Origin of the sequence: Dehalobacter restrictus DSM 9455 (genome assembly GCF_000512895.1) — a bacterium.
In the GTDB taxonomy this organism is placed as follows: Bacteria; Bacillota; Desulfitobacteriia; order Desulfitobacteriales; family Syntrophobotulaceae; genus Dehalobacter; species Dehalobacter restrictus.
In genome coordinates this window covers 1,915,116-1,933,584 of record NZ_CP007033.1, presented here as the reverse complement: position 1 = coordinate 1,933,584, position 18,469 = coordinate 1,915,116, and the positions used below count along the sequence as shown (strand labels likewise).

Here is an 18,469-nt window from a genome sequence, read left to right as displayed (position 1 = left end):
TTTTCATTTCTTGCTTTAATTGGAATTTTGAATATAATATCTGATATTTTCCATTGCCCAGTTTTGATGATACAGGTTTTTTTGGGTTGACTCGGGATCGGACATTGAGGCTGAATAGGCTGACCTTTTTCCTTGCTTAAGTTCCTGGAATACCTTGAGAAAGTTTGGCCGGAATTTTGCGGCGGCAGCTCTATTAATATAATGTCTGCGCCAGATATCGAAACAGGTGTCTATCGGATGATTCAAGCTGCACCATCTTTCAGCCTGACATTCGGCGCAGTTAATGGACTGCGTCATCTCAATTTCAACGGTATCGATAAAACCTGCCTTCAAATCAGTATAACAACAGATCCGCGCAGATAGTTCGGAATCACCATAACAGCATTCTTCGTTCCAATAACCGATCTGATTGATTAATTCCGGTCTTAACGCTTGGCAGCAGCCTGGAACAAAGTCGAGCGGAGCGTCAATATGACCGTTTTCTAATTGTAAATAATGAATATTGTCTTTAACTCTGGGAATAACCGGAGGGTAATACAGAGGGTAAGGTCTTCCTCTTTTAACGCCCAGAAGACCTGCCTCAGGAAACGTCTCAAAAACCTCCATAAAACGTGAGATCCATTTCTTGCTGATCATAAAAACATCACTGTCAATGGTAAAAAAATATTGTTCCGGTTTTCTTCTGGAAAGATTCAAGTTCAGGGGATAAATGGGTCCGCAGTTTAGAGGAAGCCTGGTTACTGATTGAATGCGCGGGTCCTGAAGGGATCTTAAATATTCCCAGGTATCATCCCTGGAATTGCTGTCGATGATGTGCATTTCAAATTCTTCTGAAGAATCAAGGATCGAATCAAGATTTCTCGCGGTCAGGCCTAAGCGGTTAAATGTAATATAACTGATGAAAGGTGGAATCATTGTCTTCCCTTCCTCTTTCCATATCTTGTTCCAAATACTTCTGGAGCATGTTTTAGGAGCTATTACAGCATATTGTATGAAAAATGGGTTGAGCTTGTTTAAGATATCTGCATTATTTAGAAAAAATGCTTGTTTTTCTTCACAACAAATTTCCCAAAATCATATTAATAAGCACGTACTAAAATTGGATAATGTTAGAAATACAAAGGAGGTATTGTGGTGTCTGATGACTACGAAAATGGTAAAAAGATATTGGATAAAATATCTTTGGCAAATTTCTTATGTCACTTGCAGATAATCCAAGATGAATTGCGTAATAATCAAACAGAAACTGGATATGCAGCTGAGTCCGGGCTATACGCACGTTTTGCTACAATTAAACAAGCTGTGAATACAACAATCATATGTATTGGTGTATTGTCGGGACTCTTCTTAGGTGGGGCGACAATAAAAATTCTTCACAAGAGCAAGGTGGACAATCAAACCAGTCCCAAAGATCAGGTAGGTAGAAAAAAGATTGTAATCGTAAGAAATCTGAAAATAAGCGTAACTGCGGTAGGCGTCTTGTTTTTCTTTGGCAGTTCGTTTAAATTTTTCTGCAAGAAAAAAGGCTGCTGTCCCAAGCATTGGCCTGATTGTAGGAAAATCCTAAAACTGTTGGAAAGCCCGACATTTGGGCTTGCAGAAATCAAAACAGAGATATTTTCGATAGAAAAAGCAGTGAATCATCCATTTTTTGGATTGCAGGAGATTAAGTCCGAAGTTCAGATTATTGAATTCGCGGTTGAGAATATCGAAAATAAGCTAGACAGTCCGACGTTTGGGTTGGCAGAGATCAAGACGGAAGTCTTCAGTATTGGCACGCTGGTTGAAGGCATTTTCACGAGCATGATGGGAGCAACGTTTGGGCTGCAGGAGATAAAATCCGAAGTAGCCGCAATCGAAGGGGCAGTGTTCAGTCCAACATTTGGGTTGGCAGAGATCAAGACGGAAGTCTTCAGTATCGGAACACTGGTTGAAGGTATTTTCACGAGTATCGTAGGATCGACTTTCAGTCTGCAGGAGATTAAGTCCGAAGTAGCCGCAATCGAAGGGGCAGTGTTCAGTCCAACATTTGGCTTAGCAGAAATTAAAACGGAAATCTTCCAGATCCAAAACGCTGTCTTGAGTCCCACCTTTGGTTTGCTGGAAATAAAATCTGAAGTAGCAGCGATAGAAGCAAGTCTAGGTGCTGCCAACGCCCAGACTTCAGGACCGTTCAAACTCAGTAATGCCAGTGTAGGGAATATCCTGGATGTTAAAGTCATGAACAACAGTGCATCCACTATCGGGCCTATAAATGTTTCGGTCTTTAATGTAGATGTCTGTCCCAAGACACTTCTCAGTCCAACTTTCAAATCAACGGTTACCTTGCCACCTTACTGCACGACAAGCATTTTCTTCAATCAAAAATTGCCCAACACCCAGATAGAAATTGAAGTATCCGGCGCGACCCCAGGGAAGGTATTTATTTGGTCAAGAACAACACCTACTGTGGTCAGTGACCAAATTGTAGACCCACTTTTCAGCAGTAATTATCTACCCCTGCAACAGCCTCTTGATCCCTGATTGTCAAATAGGTATAAGATGAGCGTTAGAGAAGCCCGCCTGTATTATTTCAGGGTGAGCTTCTCGCTATTCGAAAGTGTCTTTGCCTTAATCCTTGACGAAAACTGTGATATGGGCGAGAGAATCCAAATGGTTTTGTTTCAGCGCTTGAATCAGGTTATGGAGAATCGGGTATTTATGTTCGACAGCCTTTGTATAGGATTGAATCACCATGATGGCAGTATCAACGGTCAGTTCCTGCTGATAAGCCGATATTCCAACGAGCTGCATTTTGAGCAAGGCATAATTGACTGCCAGAAGCAAGTAACTGTAATAAACTGAATTCCCATTCAAGTCATAAGGGAACAGCTTTATAAAAACGTAATTTAAGAGGTAGTTTTCCAGGATATAGTCATGTTCACGCATAAAAGGGGAGTAATACCTTTGGTAGGCTTCTTCATAGCATTTACCAACTTGGGTATAACTTGTTGAGGCATAAAAACGAATTCCTTCTAAGAATTTACTGAAACAACGTAGATACCGGTCTGATTCAATCGAGGGAAGAATCACACGGATCGCAGGAGGTAGAAACAGGGAAATACGTGGGACCGGAGAAACAGGAATGGTTGTTATATCCTTCATTGCTGAAGCATCTGTAAAAAGAGCTGTGTAGCTCAAAATGAGATCCGGGATTCTATCAACAGCAGACACTTTTTCCAGCCGGTCAACCTCTTCCATAAAGGCCCCAAGAAAGACAACTCTGTCATCTAAATGGTATCTTCTGTCTTTCAGGATGCTCCAAGTGAATTCTCTGAGTTCAGACAGGTGCTTCGCAGGTTTATTCTGAAATATTTCGTCTTCGGTGTTCAGCAAATTGTAAACAAAATTTCGGGTATCATCGGGCTCTTCAACTTCGATTAAATCCATCGCCTCAGTCTGTAACAGAGCCAGACGCGCCGCCTCCGGACAAGCTAGAGTCGCTGATTTTTCCAGGACACCGTTAAAAATATTGCCGATACACGGAAAGGAAGCACAGATCTCGGATAAGTACTGTTCTCCTTTCCGGCATTGCAGGAAGCACAGTTTTTCTTCCGTGAGGAAAGGACAACGATAATCTTTGGTTGGATTGATGGTGATATAATCCTGTTTTGCTGTCGAACTGCGGATGATATAAATATTTTCTTCAAATAACTTGCGGATTACCGGATCATTTTCCACCTTGTATTTACTGAAGGTTTCAGGATCGATTCGAATGTTAAACCCTATGCAGCAAGAATTTTCACAGGCTGAGGCAATACAGTTGAAGGTTTTCAGATAGGAAGGGGACAAAACCTTTCTTTTTGCTTCGGTCATGGAATGCACCTCATCGCGGTTTATATTCATATCCCTATATTCATATTACTATCCTATGTAACCATATTCCGGGTTGAGACTGCACATAACAATTTCCGCAACATAAAAATATAGCAAAGAAAAATGATAAAGCACCGGAGAGAGCGCAATGATTACGATCAGTTTATGTATGATTGTCCGGGATGAGGAACTGACACTGGAAAGATGTCTGACGGGGATTAGGGACATTGTCGATGAGATTATCATTGTGGATACCGGTTCTGTTGACCGAACCAAGGAAATTGCAGCAGAATTCACCACAAAGATTTTTGATTTTACGTGGATTGATGATTTTGCTGCGGCCAGGAACTATTCTTTTTCCATGGCTCAGATGGACTATATCCTGTGGCTGGATGCTGATGATGTAATTTTGGAAGAGGACCGTCAACTTCTTATGGAATTGAAGCTGGAAATACCGCTGTTCTTTGATGTTGTGATGATGAAATACAATGTTGGCAGGGATGAAAAGGGGCATGAGACCGACACCTTTTACAGGGAACGGCTGGTTAACAGAAGTGCCGGTTTCAAATGGTGCAATCCAATTCATGAGTGTATTGAGTTCAGCGGCAATATTCTTCATACTGAAATCTGCATTACGCATTGTAAAGAACGCGGTACAAGCGACCGAAACTTAAAGATCTTGGAAAAACTCATAAGACAAAGCAGCAAAATCAACGCCAGGGACCTGTACTATTATGCGAGGGAACTGTATATCAACAGCCGCTATGAGGAGGCCGCTGAGCAATACAAGCGCTATTTGGACAGTGAAAATATGTTTGAAAACTATGCGATACTGGCTTGTCTGGACCTTGCCGATTGCTATCATCGGGCTCAGGAATGGGAAAAAGCGCTCCGGATATTGATCCGGAGTTTCGAATACGGCAGTATGCGCGCCGAGACACTGTGCTATATCGGAAACTTATATTTGGAAAAAGAAGAATACCCGAAGGCAATCGGCTGGTACGAGTTGGCGCTTACCCTCAAAAAGCCTGACATCAGCTGGAATACCGTCCTGTATGATTTCTGGGGTTTTATCCCGAGCATTCAGCTATGTTACTGTTATTACAGGATCGGGGATATGGAAGAAGCACAAAAATACAATGAAAAAGCGGCTCAATACAAACCGGATAATCCGGGAGTCGTATTCAACCGCAAGTTATTTAGTAGTCTTGGCTATCAAGGGGCTGCAATTACTTCAAAGCTAAAGTAGTTGAAGTTATCGAGGTATTTGGCGGTTATGATAATTGTCGTCGTATCCGCAACTGCTAGCGTCATGACCCCGGTATCAGGGTCAATAGGAAGAAGCGTATTCGATGATTCGTAACGTAAAGCAGTTTCATTGGAATTATTAATATTGCTATTGACATCAATTGTACTGCCGACGGTATCCGTCATAGCGGCGCTTGCAGCATTTACAAATGACAGCCTTTCATAGACCATAGGTGTAGAAACATTCATTGTTCTGGTCTCTCCAGGGTCCAAACTAATAGAGGATGACTGGGCCCAAGTATCATCATCCTGGCTTTGCTCCACGATAGCAAGACCTGCTGTGGGGGCCGATGACTCATAGGTGATTGTATAAGCTGTTTCTAAGGCATGCCCTTCTAAAACAAAGCTTGTGGATAAATAGGAGAAGTCACCGATGACAGGACTGGTGTAAATGACGGTATGGGTCAGGGAATACTCGATAATCAGCATAGGCCACATGGCACTTTCGGCATATTCTCTTGTCCTGAAAGCCAAAAGGGAATTTGTAAGCTCTGTAGTTTGAAGCATAATGCCATAATTGGCGGCGGGTGTAATATACCAGTCTTTCACCAGATCGGTCATGGTGATATCGATATAGCCATTAGGGTTGTTATCATCAACCAGCGTATAATCAGGAGTTAAAATGGATCCGGGAGCATTATCCCAGGTTACAGCAGTTTCTTCAAAGGCATTGGTTAAACGATAAATATCCAGCTGCTGCGGCGCGCCTGCTTGATAACGGGTAGTCAGATAAAGCCGGAGTACCGCTTTCTGGATGGTAATATTGGGTTCAAGCATGGCGAGGTCAAACTTTAGCAAGTTTCTGTAGATTGAACCGGAATACGGATCCAGGCCTGTATACATTGTACCTGTCTTTCCATTATTTGCCGTTGGAGTAAGACTGGTTATATAGGCATCGGCTGCCGCGTAAAATGTGTGAATCAATTCTATCACCTTTCCTTTTTGAACGAGGTTTTTCTACGTTATATAGTATTCTGCTTGTCCGCGGATTGCGCATCGAGATTCACCAGACTTGCTCGATTCACATAGTATGAATTGTGAATTTGATATAGTTCAAGGAGAAAGAAATGGTCACAATTAGCCTGTGCATGATTGTAAAAAATGAGGAAAAGACGCTCGGAAGATGCCTTGAAAGTGTCAGAGATATACCCGATGAAATGATTATTGTGGATACTGGTTCGACGGACCAAACCAAAATGATTGCTGCCCGTTATCAAGCCAAGGTCTATGATTTTGCGTGGATAGATGATTTTGCAGCAGCCAGGAATTTTTCTTTTGCCCAAGCTACCCAGGACTATATTCTCTGGCTGGATGCGGATGATGTGCTGCTGGAGGATGACGGAAATAAGCTCCGGCAGCTGAAAGAGACCCTGAATCCGCAAGTGGATATTGTGATGATGAGATACAACCTTGGCGTTGATGATAAAGGGAATGCTGTCTGTACTTTTTTTCGGGAAAGACTCCTGAAAAGGTCGATGAATTATACTTGGCAAGACCCGATTCACGAATATATAAAAATTGAAGGAAACATTATCAACTCGGACATTTGTGTGACCCATAAAAAAGTTGAACGGAAGACCGCAAGAAATCTGGAGATCTTTGAAAAGATTATTTCCGAAGGCCGGATCTTAAGCGACAGAAATTGTTTTTATTACGCACGGGAGCTTTATATTAACAGCAGAATTGACGAAGCCATTCAATACTACGACAAATTCCTCGATACCGAGGGAGGGCTTTTATCTAATTATATTGATGCCAGCATCGATATGAGCAACTGCTATTTGAGCAAAAATGACCGGATAAATGCGCTTAAAGCGTTGCTGCGAAGTATGGAGCACGATCTTCCCAGGGCGGAAGTCTGCTGCCAGATCGGTCATTTGTATAAAACTGCGGAGGATTATCCCAAAGCAATATTCTGGTATGAGCTGGCAGCCACGATAAAAAAGCCGGAAGAAAGCTGGGGGTCTGTCGTCCATGATTGTTACGGTTATATTCCGTGTATGGAGCTTTGCGCCTGTTACTTCAAATCCGGTAACTTGGCGGAGGCCATCCGCTATAACAAGAAGGCCGGTGAGTATAAGCCGGATGACAAGCTGGTTCTGCATAATCAAAAATATTTTGAAACTTTACTGGGTAGCGTCGTCAGTAAAAATTAAAGATGATGATATACAAAGATGATGATATACAAAATAAACCAACGCACTTTAGGCATCGGCAATCTATAATCAGGAGTCAAAATAATGGAGAAGAAAAAGATTCTGCTGGGAAGCCCTGTCTGCCAAAAATCCAATATCTTACGAGAATTCCTTGATTCGCTGACCAGACTGGAACAGGAAGATGTATGCATCGAGTATATTTTTGTTGATGATAATCATGAGGAAGAGTCCAGCCGGCAGCTGCTGCTTTTCGCCCAAAACAAACCGGTCAGACTGTATCAATCCGTGGACAAAGAAAAGAATCCTGAAACCTACGTATGTGATGACGCAACCCATTACTGGAAAGAGCACCTGATATGGAAGGTTGCTAAGTTTAAAGATTTTATGATTCAAAAAGCGATTGAAGGTTCTTACGATTATTTGTTTTTAGTTGATTCGGATTTGCTTCTTTATCCTCGAACCATCACCCACCTGATTGGAACCGGCAAAAATATTATTTCTGAAATCTTCTGGACGACGTGGTATCCGGAAACTCCGGAGCTGCCCAATGTGTGGCTGTATGACAGCTATGATATGGTTCGCAGGCCCAGGGGGGAGAGCCTGACCCCGGAGGAACAAATGAAGAGGCAGCAGGCTTTTCTCAATCAATTGAAAGTCCCCGGCGTTTACGAAGTAGGAGGTCTCGGAGCATGCACACTGATGAGCAGAAAAGCCCTGCTTCAAGGAATCTGTTTCAGGGAAATAGAAAATTTGACTTTATGGGGAGAAGACCGCCATTTCTGCATTCGGGTCAAGGCGCTAGGGTTAGACTTGTTTGTGGATACGCATTATCCTGCTTATCATATTTACCGGGAATCAGCATTGGAAGGTGTAAGTGATTTTAAGAAAAAGTGCGACGTCGATAAAGGTAGACTAGAAATAAAAGAGAGAACAAATAAAAAATATTTAAGTGTTCATAGACCGAAATTAACGCTGTCAATGATTATGAAAAATGAAGCAAATCGCTATCTGGAAAAAGTGCTGGAAGAACACAGGCACTATATAGATGAAGCTGTCATTATTGATGACGGCAGTACGGACAACAGTGTCGATCTTTGCCGAAAGATACTTCGGGGGATTCCGTATCAGATCATTCAGAACCCGGTATCAAGATTTCAAAATGAAGTGGAACTTAGAAAACAGCAGTGGGAAGAAACGGTCCGGACAAATCCGGAATGGATCCTAAACCTGGATGCAGACGAAATGTTCGAACGTAAATTTAAGGAGAAAGTCCAGGATTTAATCTGTAATCCTGATGTGGACCTTTATTTTTTCCGTTTATATGATTTCTGGGATGACAATCATTACAGGGAAGATAAGTACTGGCAAGCCCATTCCATTTATCGGCCTTTCTTGATCAGGTACAGGCCGGATTTTCAAGCCGAGTGGAATGAAATCCCCCTGCACTGCGGGAGGTTTCCCAAAAATATTACAATGCTTTCCTATGCTTTAGGCGATCTGAGGATCAAACATCTGGGCTGGGCGGACCCGAAAGACCGTTTGGCGAAGTACCTGCGGTATTTGCAGCTTGATCCTGAATCGCGTTATGGCTGGAAAGAACAGTATGAGTCTATCCTTGACCCGAACCCCAGACTGGTCGAATGGGAAGACAGTCCATTGCGCTAGTTATATCAAATACACTTGTTGGGAGAACCGAATATCGTGATGGAAGGTATCAAAATAGAAAAATGCCCTATATGTGAAGGATGTAAATTGGAAGTTTTTTTTGAATACAGCGGATTCAGACTGATTCATTGCCTGAAATGCGACTTAATTATGAACGAGCACGTTGCTTTGATCATACAGGGCAGCAGCCCAGACGGTCTGATTGACGCAACGTATGACGACAGCTGGATCATGATGCGCCAGCGGTACATCCAGGATACTTTTCTGCAGCATGCAAGTTTTAATATTTTGCTGCTGGAAGTGTTTTGCCCCCATAAAGGTGACCTTCTGGAAATCGGTTCCGGTACAGGCGAATTTATTTTCATGGCTAAAAATGCGGGATGGAAGGCCACGGGTGTAGAACCGTCTGAAAAGGCATGTATATTTGCTGATGAACGATTCGGAATTCAAATGATTAATCATGTATGGCAGACTGGCGTATTGGAACAAAATAAAAAATTTGAGGCAATTGTGTTCTGGCATGTTCTGGAGCATATGGCTGATCCGGTGGGATTCCTCAAAGAAATATCCGGTTTGTTAAAACCGGATGGGAAAATATTTTTCAGCATTCCAAACAGGGATTCATTCACCAACGCGGTTTACGGACCTTATTCCCCGCTTTTTATGGAAAGGGATCACCTGTTTCATTATAATGCTACGAATCTGACCCTGCTTCTGGAAGAGGCAGGACTCAAGCCAGTTTCACTTTTTTCGAGGGAAACGTATCAAAAAATGGAATCGGACCTGAACGCTTTATCAAAAATATCGAACAGGCCTGATAGCGGATCCCTCGATCAGATGATGGGAATGATAGCACGGCTGCAGTCTCAGCACCAGGGGCATGAACTGTTCTGTATTGCAGTTTCATTATTTTTATAGGTCGTGCTCTGAAAAACTATGTAAAAAAGGTAGATAAAACAGCAGGCAAAGGTGTATACTTAAAATAAGTTGGAAGAAATTCCAAATTTTTGTTGTGTATAGACAGAAATATTAGACGGAAAGAGGAGACAAACAAATAATCATGATTCAATTTAAAAAAGCATTATCCGTTGTTATCGCCATGATGTTATTCGTCGCAACGCTTTCAAGTGAAGCAGCAGCCTTGCCGGCTGCGCTTTACCAATCAAGCACCCTGCAAACGATTACTGCTGGGGCAACTTTGGAGAATATATCGAGATTCACTTTGAACGGCTGGTTAAACATTAATGTTTTACGAATCGATACGACGAATCCTAATATAAGAATTGATACATTGACAAACGATCAGATCACAGAAAAACTCGTCACTGTTCCCGCTCTAGCTCAACAAGATAACGCTGTGGCAGCGGTGAATGCCAGTTTTTTCAATGCAATAAATGCGGGAACCGGCTATGCCGACGGACCAATCGTTCAAGATGGCAGCTTGTTGTCGACAGCCGGCTGGTATAATCAAAATAAAAATGAAATGGCTTCTTTAAGCTTAAGCAATTACGGCGAATTGAGTATTGACTATTGGAAAAATGAGCTTCAATTGATTGGCCCTGATTTTGCGCCGTTTGTTGTTTCTCAGTACAACCAGCCCAGCCGTCGGAATTATACCGATATTACCGTTCTTGATAAGAAATGGGGGGCTTCCACACTAGGGGCTTCGGCTGCCTATCCTGACCTGGTTGAAGTTCTTGTATCTGACGGCCGGGTTGTGGAGGTGCGTCAGGCTCAGTCAGCCGCAGCGATTCCTACTAATGGCTTTGTAATCATCTCCAGGGGAGAACAAGCAGCAGAACTGGTGCAAAGTCTGCAAATTGGCGGACAAGCTTCCCTAAGCCTAAACTCGACCCCGGACTGGTCCGGCCTTCAAATGTCAGTCACCGGAGCTTCTATTCTGGTTAGAGACGGTCAGATACCCGATAAATTCTCATATAATGTTAGCAGCTTTAATCAGAGTAATCCCCGCACGCTCGCAGGAAGTACGCAGGACGGCAAACAACTGATTCTGGTTACTGTGGACGGAAGACAGGACAACAGTATCGGTCTTACCCAAAAAGAGTCAGCAGAACTGATGCTGCAGCTGGGCGCTTACAATGCCATGATACTTGACGGAGGCGGGTCAACGACTATGGTAGCCCGAACCCCTGGGACAAAGCAGCTCCAGGTTGCCAATGTCCCTTCAGAGGGAACATTAAGGCCGGTTGCGAACGCCATCGGGATTTTTTCTTTGGCTCCTGCCGGAACACTTTCAAGATTAATCATTGAAACCGAAAGTCCAAATGTTTTTGTCAATACTTCGAGAAGTTTTACACTTAAAGGAGTAGACCAATACGCGAACCCGGTGGACATTGACCCTGAGGATGTGAAGTGGGGAGTCAGCGGTATCAAAGGCACGTTTACAGGAAGTACGCTTCGTCCGACTTCCGTGGGGGATGGAAAAGTCACCGCAAAGGTAGGGGATTTGACGGCTGAGTTGGATATTTGCTCTTTAAGCGCCCCTGCAAGACTTATTCTGAGTACCAATGAAAGCAAGTTGCCGTCAGGGCAAAGCCAGACGATACAGGTTACAGGCTGCAGTCTGGAGGGATTTACAGCTCGGATTCAGCCGGAAGATATTCAGTGGAAGGTATACGGCAGCATCGGCATCGGAGATTGTCTTAATGGTGTCTTCCAGGCTCAGAACGCAGGTATAGGCTATATCGAGGCTTCCGTCGGCAATGCTCATGCCTACTGTGCGGTTGCCGTATCTTCGGAAAATGCGGAAAATAAATATGCTTTTGAAGACAGCTTTGGGACATTCTCAGCAAGCTCGGAAAATGTCAGGGGTTCTTACCGGATCAGCAGCGGGCAGGTTTATGCAGGTCAAACATCCGGAGAACTGATGTATGATTTTCTTTATACGGAGGACCCTGGTGAGGCATCCATCCTTTTTGGAAACAAAGGGGTTCCGCTTAACGCCAATACGTCAGGCCTTGCTGTTTGGGTTTATAATTCTCTGGAGAATACCAATAAACTCATGGGAGAAATTATTGATGCCAACGGTAAAAAGCATCAGGTCCAATTTTCAGCGGATATGAGCTGGAATGGATGGAGACAGGTCAGCACGTCTCTTGGAAGTATCAATTCCCCGCGCTATTTGACAAGACTCTACGTCCGGAACACGGATCCTTCCAATAGCGGCGGAGTGATTTATTGGGATGAGCTTACGGCAAGCGTGAGCAATCATCCTGCCATTGATACTGCCAAGATACCCCAAAATACTGTACTTACGGATAAGGCCAACCGGGCGGCAACGTTCTCTGCGGGATCAAGCAATTTCAGGTTTGCGGTGTTTGGAAGCAGTGTGCAGCCCAGCAGCAAATCCAAACAACAAAGCTTGATGCAACTGAATACGTTTATCAATAAAAATATGGATCTTGCCATTTACACCGGAGCAAACGCTGCCAAATTAGCCGGAGGAGTGACCAAACCTGCTATGAAAACTGGCAGCGGGTATAAAACCTTTCATTACAAGAACAGTACTTTCATTCAGCTTGATTGCTGCAAAGGCGGGCTCCGGAGAACTGACCCGGCGCAATGGACCTCGCTGTTCAAAGAATTAAACAGCAGCAAAGGCGATCAAATCTTTGTATCCATGGACTGTGCCCCTGGTTCATTTGTTAATGCCAAAGAAGCTGCTTTACTTAAGGATACTTTAGCGGATTACCACAAGGAGACCGGCAAAAATGTCTATGTCTTTTATCCGGGCTCCACGGATCAAGTTCAGCTGGACAGGGGAGTACGATACATTTCCTGTGCGGGCTTCAACACTTCCGCAGCAGGCAAACAGGCCAATAAGCTGATTGTTACCGTTCTAGGTGATCAAGTTACCTACGAATTTAAAGCGCTATAAAAACGTGAAAAAGCGCTATAGAAAGAAAAAGACTTTAGCTGAATGGAAAAAAACCAATCAGCTAAAGTCAACTTGTATTTCGGCTTTCCCGAGGTAAAGTTCCGGATCTTTTTTAACGGGATTTAGAAATCAATTTACTGGGGTTCGTACTATCTTTGTTTCTTATTTTTGATCTGGCGCATGGCCTGCTTCATTTCGCCTTTGCTGCCGAACATGTTTTTGATTTTTTCCTGCTCAAGCTGCCGCGAATTTAAACCTTCGTAAGCAAGCTCTTTTTGCAGTTTCTGATAGCTGTTTACCCGGTCTTGCAGCAGTTCACCATTTTCAATCGCTTTGCGTACCGCACATCCTGGTTCCGTGGTGTGGGAGCAATCTTTGAATCTGCACTTGTGGGCAAATTCCGCAATATCATCAAAGGTTTGGGCCAGATCACCGGATTCAATCTGCAGCTCCCGCATCCCTGGCGTATCAATGACAAGGCCTCCGTTAGGAAGCTGCAACAGCTGGCGGCTGGTCGTTGTATGCCGACCTCTGTCGTCATCACGGATCTCCCGGGTAGCTAACACTTCCTGGCCCAGCAGGCGGTTAATCAGGGTCGATTTTCCGACGCCGGAAGAACCGATAAGGGCAACTGTTTTACCATTGGCAATATAGGTTAAAATATCCCGGTAACCGTTTTCTGTCATACTTGAACAGACAATGACGTCTGTGCCGGCACAGACATCCGAAATCTTTTGAAGCTTTCTGTCTAAATCCGTGCAGAGGTCAGCCTTGGTCAGAACAATGACCGGAGTTGCCATGCTGTTGAAAGCAATGGTAAGGTAGCGTTCCAGCCTGCGCACGTTAAAATCGTAGTTTAGGGACATGCAGATAAATACGACATCAATATTGGCCGCGACAATCTGGACAGCATGGGTTGTTCCTGCAGCTTTCCGCTCAAAGACACTTTGGCGGCGAAGCACCTGGTGAATGATCGCGTTGCCGGAATGCTCGTTTAAGCGGTCAATCATGACCCAATCCCCGACGGTCGGAAAATCTGCGTTGTTTCTGGCGTTAAAAATAAACTTGCCGGATACCTCAGCCTGAAGCTCGCCATTTTCAGCGATCACATGATAAAAATCCCGATACTGTTCAATGACCCTTGCTAAATATAAACCCTGATATAAAGTTGCTTCTTGTGCAAAACGATCGTTCAGCCCGTAGGCAGCTAAAAAGTTGTTATTCATTTCATCCTCCAAAATTATTCATCTCAAGTCATGTTAGAAAATCTTTTGGAGGGTACAAGTTTAGTAAACCTGTTTGCCCTCCCGACAGAGGACAAGGGGCTCGTAAGTGAGATAGAACTTCATCATAAAAAATACTCCTTTGGTTTAAAGTAAATGTTGAAATACAGTATAATTATACCATAATGCCAATCACCAGAGGAAAATGTGTATCAAGGATAATCGTATTCGTGTTATCCTTGATGTCAAAAGATCAGGTTTATTCTGAGAAACGTTTAGAAAAAAGTATCAATAGATGGGAGAAATTACTGCTATGCCTGACCTAAAAAATACGCCAAGCATAACGGAATTGCCAAACGGATCGAATTGGAAGACAGACACTGTTCTGTTTATAGCAAGCCAGACGCTCTCACTCTTTGGGACATCGCTGGTTCAGTACGCGATGATGTGGTACATCACCTTAAGCACGCAGTCCGGTGTGATGATGACGGTTTATATCATCTGCGGATTTTTGCCGACATTTTTGCTTTCTCCGTTTGCCGGAGTCTGGGCTGACCGTTATAACCGTAAAAACCTGATCATGCTGTCGGACACGCTCATTGCGGCAGTTACCCTTATTCTGGCCATTCTTTTTTTGCTGGGCTACAAAACCGTCTGGCTTCTGTTTGTGATGGCTGCCCTGCGTGCGTTTGGAACAGCTGTTCAGACGCCAGCTGTAGGTGCATTTTTACCTCAGCTTGTTCCGCAGGATAAGCTGACCAAGGTCAACGGCATCAACGGCAGTATTCAGTCGCTGGTCATGCTGGTATCACCGATGATCAGCGGAGCATTGTTAGCCATAGCTGCAATTGAAACAATCTTTTTTATTGATGTGGTCACAGCTGCCATTGCTGTGATGGTATTGTTTGTATTCCTGAGGGTAGCTGCCCATGCCAAAGCCTTGCAGAAGCAAACCGTCAGTTACTTCGGTGATCTGAGAGAAGGGATCCGGTATGTTCTTAACCATCCATTTTTGAAAATTTTCTTTCTATTTACAGCTGTTTTCTTTTTCCTGGCAGCGCCTTCTGCATTTTTAACCCCGCTTCAGGTTACACGCAGTTTCGGTAATGATGTCTGGCGGCTGACTGCAATTGAAGTTGCGTTTTCGCTTGGCATGGTTATCGGCGGACTCGGGATGGCATCCTGGGGAGGCCTCAAAAACCGGGTCAACACGATGACCGTGGCAGCGTTAATGATTGGGGTATGTACCCTCGCGCTTGGGGTTGTTCCGGTTTTTTGGATTTACCTTCTTTTTATGTTCCTGATCGGGGTCGCCATGCCCATCTTCAATGTCCCGGCAATGGTTCTGCTGCAAGAAAAAGTGGAAGGGGATTTTCTAGGCAGGGTATTCGGTGTTCTGACTATGATATCAAGTTCCATGATGCCGCTTGGGATGCTGGTGTTCGGTCCTTTAGCTGATGTAATTAAAATAGAGTGGATGCTGATCGTAACTGGTGTGTTGCTGTTTATTCAGGGGTTTTTCCTGCTTGGAAATAAAACCCGGATTGAGCCGGAAAGACAAGAGTAATAGAAGATGGCAGAAATGAATTCTGTATTATTCTTTGTGTTTGCTTGTATATCAATTCGATATTTTATAGTATAATAGCAGTCGAAATTATGTCATTGACAAAAGCTTTCGATTTTAGACATTTTTAGATATATTAAGGAGGACAAAATGCAGAAAATCCAAATGAACGTCCCACTGGTAGAGATGGATGGCGATGAGATGACCAGAATCATCTGGAAATCTATTAAAGAAATCTTGCTTCTGCCCTATATCGATTTAAAAACTGAGTATTACGATCTTGGCCTGGAATACCGGGATCAGACGAATGACCAGGTTACGATCGATGCCGCTATGGCCAACAAGAAATATGGCGTTGCCGTAAAGTGCGCTACCATTACGCCGAATGCCCAAAGGGTTGAAGAGTACAATCTGAAAGAAATGTGGAAGAGTCCGAATGGCACCATCCGAGCGATTCTGGATGGAACGGTTTTACGGGCGCCGATTGTTGTGAAAGGCATCACTCCAATGGTCTCTGCCTGGAAGAAACCGATCACGATTGCCCGTCATGCTTATGGTGATGTTTACCGCAATGTCGAATACAAAGTTCCGGGAGCTGGAAAGGCGGAACTCGTTTTCACCAGTGAAACCGGTGAAGTGAACCGCCAGACGATTTTTGACTTTGCTGGCAAAGGCGTCATTATGGGAATGCATAATGTCGACAAATCCATTGAGAGTTTTGCGCGTTCCTGCTTTAACTATGCGCTCGATGTCAAGCAGGATCTATGGTTTGCGACCAAAGACACGATTTCCAAACTGTACGATCATACCTTCAAGGATATTTTCCAGGAAATCTTTGATGCGGAATACAAGCAGAAATTTGCCGATGCGGATATTGAGTACTTCTACACGCTGATTGACGATGCAGTGGCCCGTGTTATCCGTTCCGAGGGCGGATATATCTGGGCATGTAAAAACTATGACGGGGACGTGATGTCCGATATGATCGCGACAGCTTTCGGAAGTCTGGCCATGATGACATCGGTTCTGGTATCTCCCGATGGCTGCTATGAATATGAGGCAGCACACGGGACAGTAACCCGTCACTATTACAAGCATCTTAAAGGCGAAGAAACCTCGACGAATGCGATGGCTACCCTGTTTGCCTGGACCGGAGCATTAAGAAAACGCGGCGAAATCGACGGACTGAAAGATCTGATCGAGTTTGCAGATCAGTTGGAAGCCGCTTCCCTGCAGACAATCGAAGCAGGAATTATGACCAAAGACCTGGCCCTGATTTCCGATCTTCCTGAAAAGACGGTTGTCAGCACGGACGGATTCCTACTTGAAACCAAAAAGACCCTGGACAGAATCCGTGGGTAAATCGTGCACATAATGTTGAGCGATTAACTGAATGAAATGACTGGATGATTAAACAGCCTTGGTCCGAGCTTCCATCGGATTAGGGCTGTTTATTATATCAAAAAATTTTTTAATTTATGGGGTAAACATGGTTTTTTATAAAAAAACTGCGGATTACGTGAAAAATTTTCCTCCTTTTGATAAAATAGTATATATATCGCCGAAAATGTAGGATAATACTATAGGAAATTAATTTTGTACAAGCGGAGACGGAAAAAATTGAAGTATCTAAAAAAAGAAATGAAATTGGAAAATCCTTTGGCTTTTTGGACTCATTTTGACAAACAGGATCGTCTTTTCTTTTACAATCCCTTGACCGGTGAACTGATCATCGGGGCAATACGCTGGAGAACCTTTGCTGAAGGAGAAAGTTATCAGAATTACGACCTAGTGTTTTCTGCCAGAACCTTTTTTCAGTCGGTCCGTGATCCCAAATGGGCCGGACTTGGCAATGAAACCATTGCTTTCAAGTACTATTATGTTGAAAAGGACGGCAAGCAGCTTTTATACTATCCCGAGCAGGCGCCGAAGGAAGAAATTTGTGGGTTAGAGGACAGGGAGACAAAGTCTGTCCGCCATACCTATACGATCGCTGATGATGATTACCCGCAGTGGCAGGAATTATTCACCAATGTCAAACAGGAAATATCCTTAAAAAACGTAGATAAAGTGGTTATTTCCAGAGAAGTGAAAATCAGTTGTGCCACGACGGTTCATGTTGAGAGCGTACTCAAGAGCCTCCGGGAAAAAAACCCGGACAGCTTTGTTTTTGCGTATGCGAAGGAAGGACGGACTTTTCTGGGTGCTACGCCGGAAATCCTGGTCCAGAAAGCGGACGATGAAATTATCAGTTATGCCCTGGCGGGCACAATTCCCCGTAACGCCATTGATGAGGGGACTCAAATGGAGATCCTGCTAAACGACCCTAAAAACCTGCATGAGCATCGAATTGTGCGGGATACCATAGCCGATGTGATGAAAAAATACTGCGCTGAGGTATGGATCGACGAGACAAGGATTCTGACCCTGAAAAACCTTTATCATCTAAAAACCCGTCTTGGGGCAAAAGACCGCAGTCTTTTAACCGACTGGGTCACCCGTCTGCATCCGACGCCAGCCCTTGGCGGCAATCCGGTCGGACCTGCCCTTGACATTATTGCCAGAGAGGAAAAACACGAGCGGGGGATGTATGCGGCCCCCCTGGGAATCATGGATCAGAACGGTAATGGCATTTTTGTGGCCGGTATCCGGTCGGCCCTTATTCAGGACAATATGGTCTATGCGTATACGGGATGCGGGATCGTGGAAGGATCCGATTGTCTGGAGGAATACATCGAGACGAACGATAAATTAAGGACGATTCTGGAGGGCCTGGTACCCTGACCCCCATGTCCTTAAA

At 44.0% G+C, this 18,469-nt stretch carries 13 protein-coding genes; 9 read left to right on the top strand and 4 right to left on the bottom strand.

The window, feature by feature from the left end; translation table 11 throughout:
• Positions 1–15 precede the first annotated feature (15 nt).
• Complete coding sequence (locus DEHRE_RS09275) at positions 16–915, bottom strand: glycosyltransferase (RefSeq protein ID WP_015045158.1); 900 nt, start codon at positions 913–915, stop codon at positions 16–18.
• Positions 916–1,134: 219 nt separating this feature from the next.
• Between DEHRE_RS09275 and DEHRE_RS09270 the strand changes: the two genes are divergently transcribed.
• Positions 1,135–2,523 carry a hypothetical protein gene (locus DEHRE_RS09270; RefSeq protein ID WP_015045157.1) on the top strand — a complete coding sequence of 463 codons (1,389 nt, stop codon included), beginning with the start codon at positions 1,135–1,137 and terminating at the stop codon, positions 2,521–2,523.
• A gap of 87 nt (positions 2,524–2,610) precedes the next feature.
• Here DEHRE_RS09270 and fliB read toward each other — a convergent pair whose 3' ends face one another.
• Positions 2,611–3,885 (bottom strand): flagellin lysine-N-methylase, encoded by a 1,275-nt coding sequence (gene fliB / locus DEHRE_RS09265; protein WP_242836926.1) that lies wholly within the window; start codon positions 3,883–3,885, stop codon positions 2,611–2,613.
• A gap of 118 nt (positions 3,886–4,003) precedes the next feature.
• Here fliB and DEHRE_RS09260 point away from each other — a divergent pair, with 118 nt between their 5' ends.
• Complete coding sequence (locus tag DEHRE_RS09260) at positions 4,004–5,104, top strand: tetratricopeptide repeat-containing glycosyltransferase family 2 protein (RefSeq protein ID WP_025205846.1); 1,101 nt, start codon at positions 4,004–4,006, stop codon at positions 5,102–5,104.
• Here DEHRE_RS09260 and DEHRE_RS09255 read toward each other — a convergent pair.
• Positions 5,071–6,096 carry a DNRLRE domain-containing protein gene (locus tag DEHRE_RS09255; RefSeq protein WP_427846241.1) on the bottom strand — a complete coding sequence of 342 codons (1,026 nt, stop codon included), beginning with the start codon at positions 6,094–6,096 and terminating at the stop codon, positions 5,071–5,073. The genes DEHRE_RS09260 and DEHRE_RS09255 overlap by 34 nt on opposite strands.
• Positions 6,097–6,230: 134 nt before the next feature.
• Here DEHRE_RS09255 and DEHRE_RS09250 point away from each other — a divergent pair, with 134 nt between their 5' ends.
• The 4 genes from DEHRE_RS09250 (at position 6,231) to DEHRE_RS09235 (ending at position 12,882) form a co-directional block, all read left to right on the top strand.
• Entirely contained in the window at positions 6,231–7,319 is a 1,089-nt protein-coding gene (locus DEHRE_RS09250; RefSeq protein ID WP_015045153.1) for a glycosyltransferase family 2 protein, read from the top strand.
• 84 nt (positions 7,320–7,403) lie between these two features.
• Positions 7,404–8,984: a glycosyltransferase family 2 protein gene (locus DEHRE_RS09245; protein WP_025205844.1), complete on the top strand. Its 1,581-nt coding sequence runs from the start codon at positions 7,404–7,406 to the stop codon at positions 8,982–8,984.
• Positions 8,985–9,071: 87 nt separating this feature from the next.
• Positions 9,072–9,902 (top strand): class I SAM-dependent methyltransferase, encoded by an 831-nt coding sequence (locus tag DEHRE_RS09240; RefSeq protein ID WP_025205843.1) that lies wholly within the window; start codon positions 9,072–9,074, stop codon positions 9,900–9,902.
• A 142-nt stretch (positions 9,903–10,044) separates the two neighbouring features.
• Entirely contained in the window at positions 10,045–12,882 is a 2,838-nt protein-coding gene (locus tag DEHRE_RS09235; RefSeq protein WP_025205842.1) for a phosphodiester glycosidase family protein, read from the top strand.
• Positions 12,883–13,031: 149 nt separating this feature from the next.
• On the opposite strand, the gene rsgA is transcribed toward DEHRE_RS09235, so the two are convergent.
• The gene (gene rsgA, locus DEHRE_RS09230) at positions 13,032–14,108 is read right to left on the bottom strand and encodes a ribosome small subunit-dependent GTPase A (RefSeq protein WP_025205841.1); all 1,077 of its coding nucleotides are present in this window, start codon (positions 14,106–14,108) and stop codon (positions 13,032–13,034) included.
• A gap of 310 nt (positions 14,109–14,418) precedes the next feature.
• On the opposite strand from rsgA, the gene DEHRE_RS09225 reads away from it, so the two are divergent.
• The 3 genes from DEHRE_RS09225 (at position 14,419) to DEHRE_RS09215 (ending at position 18,453) form a co-directional block, all read left to right on the top strand.
• A complete protein-coding gene (locus DEHRE_RS09225; protein ID WP_025205840.1) occupies positions 14,419–15,672 on the top strand; it encodes an MFS transporter in 1,254 nt (417 codons plus the stop codon).
• 147 nt (positions 15,673–15,819) lie between these two features.
• Complete coding sequence (locus DEHRE_RS09220; RefSeq protein ID WP_015045147.1) at positions 15,820–17,031, top strand: NADP-dependent isocitrate dehydrogenase; 1,212 nt, start codon at positions 15,820–15,822, stop codon at positions 17,029–17,031.
• 258 nt (positions 17,032–17,289) lie between these two features.
• Positions 17,290–18,453 carry an isochorismate synthase gene (locus DEHRE_RS09215; protein WP_015045145.1) on the top strand — a complete coding sequence of 388 codons (1,164 nt, stop codon included), beginning with the start codon at positions 17,290–17,292 and terminating at the stop codon, positions 18,451–18,453.
• Positions 18,454–18,469 lie beyond the last annotated feature (16 nt).

Bases quoted from the DNA above. Each gene is read 5' to 3' on its own strand.
- DEHRE_RS09275 (WP_015045158.1), bottom strand. From the start codon at position 915: ATGATTCCACCTTTCATCAGTTATATTACATTTAACCGCTTAGGCCTG.
- DEHRE_RS09220 (WP_015045147.1), top strand. From the start codon at position 15,820: ATGCAGAAAATCCAAATGAACGTCCCACTGGTAGAGATGGATGGCGAT.
- DEHRE_RS09245 (WP_025205844.1), top strand. From the start codon at position 7,404: ATGGAGAAGAAAAAGATTCTGCTGGGAAGCCCTGTCTGCCAAAAATCC.
- DEHRE_RS09225 (WP_025205840.1), top strand. From the start codon at position 14,419: ATGCCTGACCTAAAAAATACGCCAAGCATAACGGAATTGCCAAACGGA.
- fliB (WP_242836926.1), bottom strand. From the start codon at position 3,885: ATGAATATAAACCGCGATGAGGTGCATTCCATGACCGAAGCAAAAAGA.
- DEHRE_RS09260 (WP_025205846.1), top strand. From the start codon at position 4,004: ATGATTACGATCAGTTTATGTATGATTGTCCGGGATGAGGAACTGACA.
- DEHRE_RS09235 (WP_025205842.1), top strand. From the start codon at position 10,045: ATGATTCAATTTAAAAAAGCATTATCCGTTGTTATCGCCATGATGTTA.
- DEHRE_RS09250 (WP_015045153.1), top strand. From the start codon at position 6,231: ATGGTCACAATTAGCCTGTGCATGATTGTAAAAAATGAGGAAAAGACG.
- rsgA (WP_025205841.1), bottom strand. From the start codon at position 14,108: ATGAATAACAACTTTTTAGCTGCCTACGGGCTGAACGATCGTTTTGCA.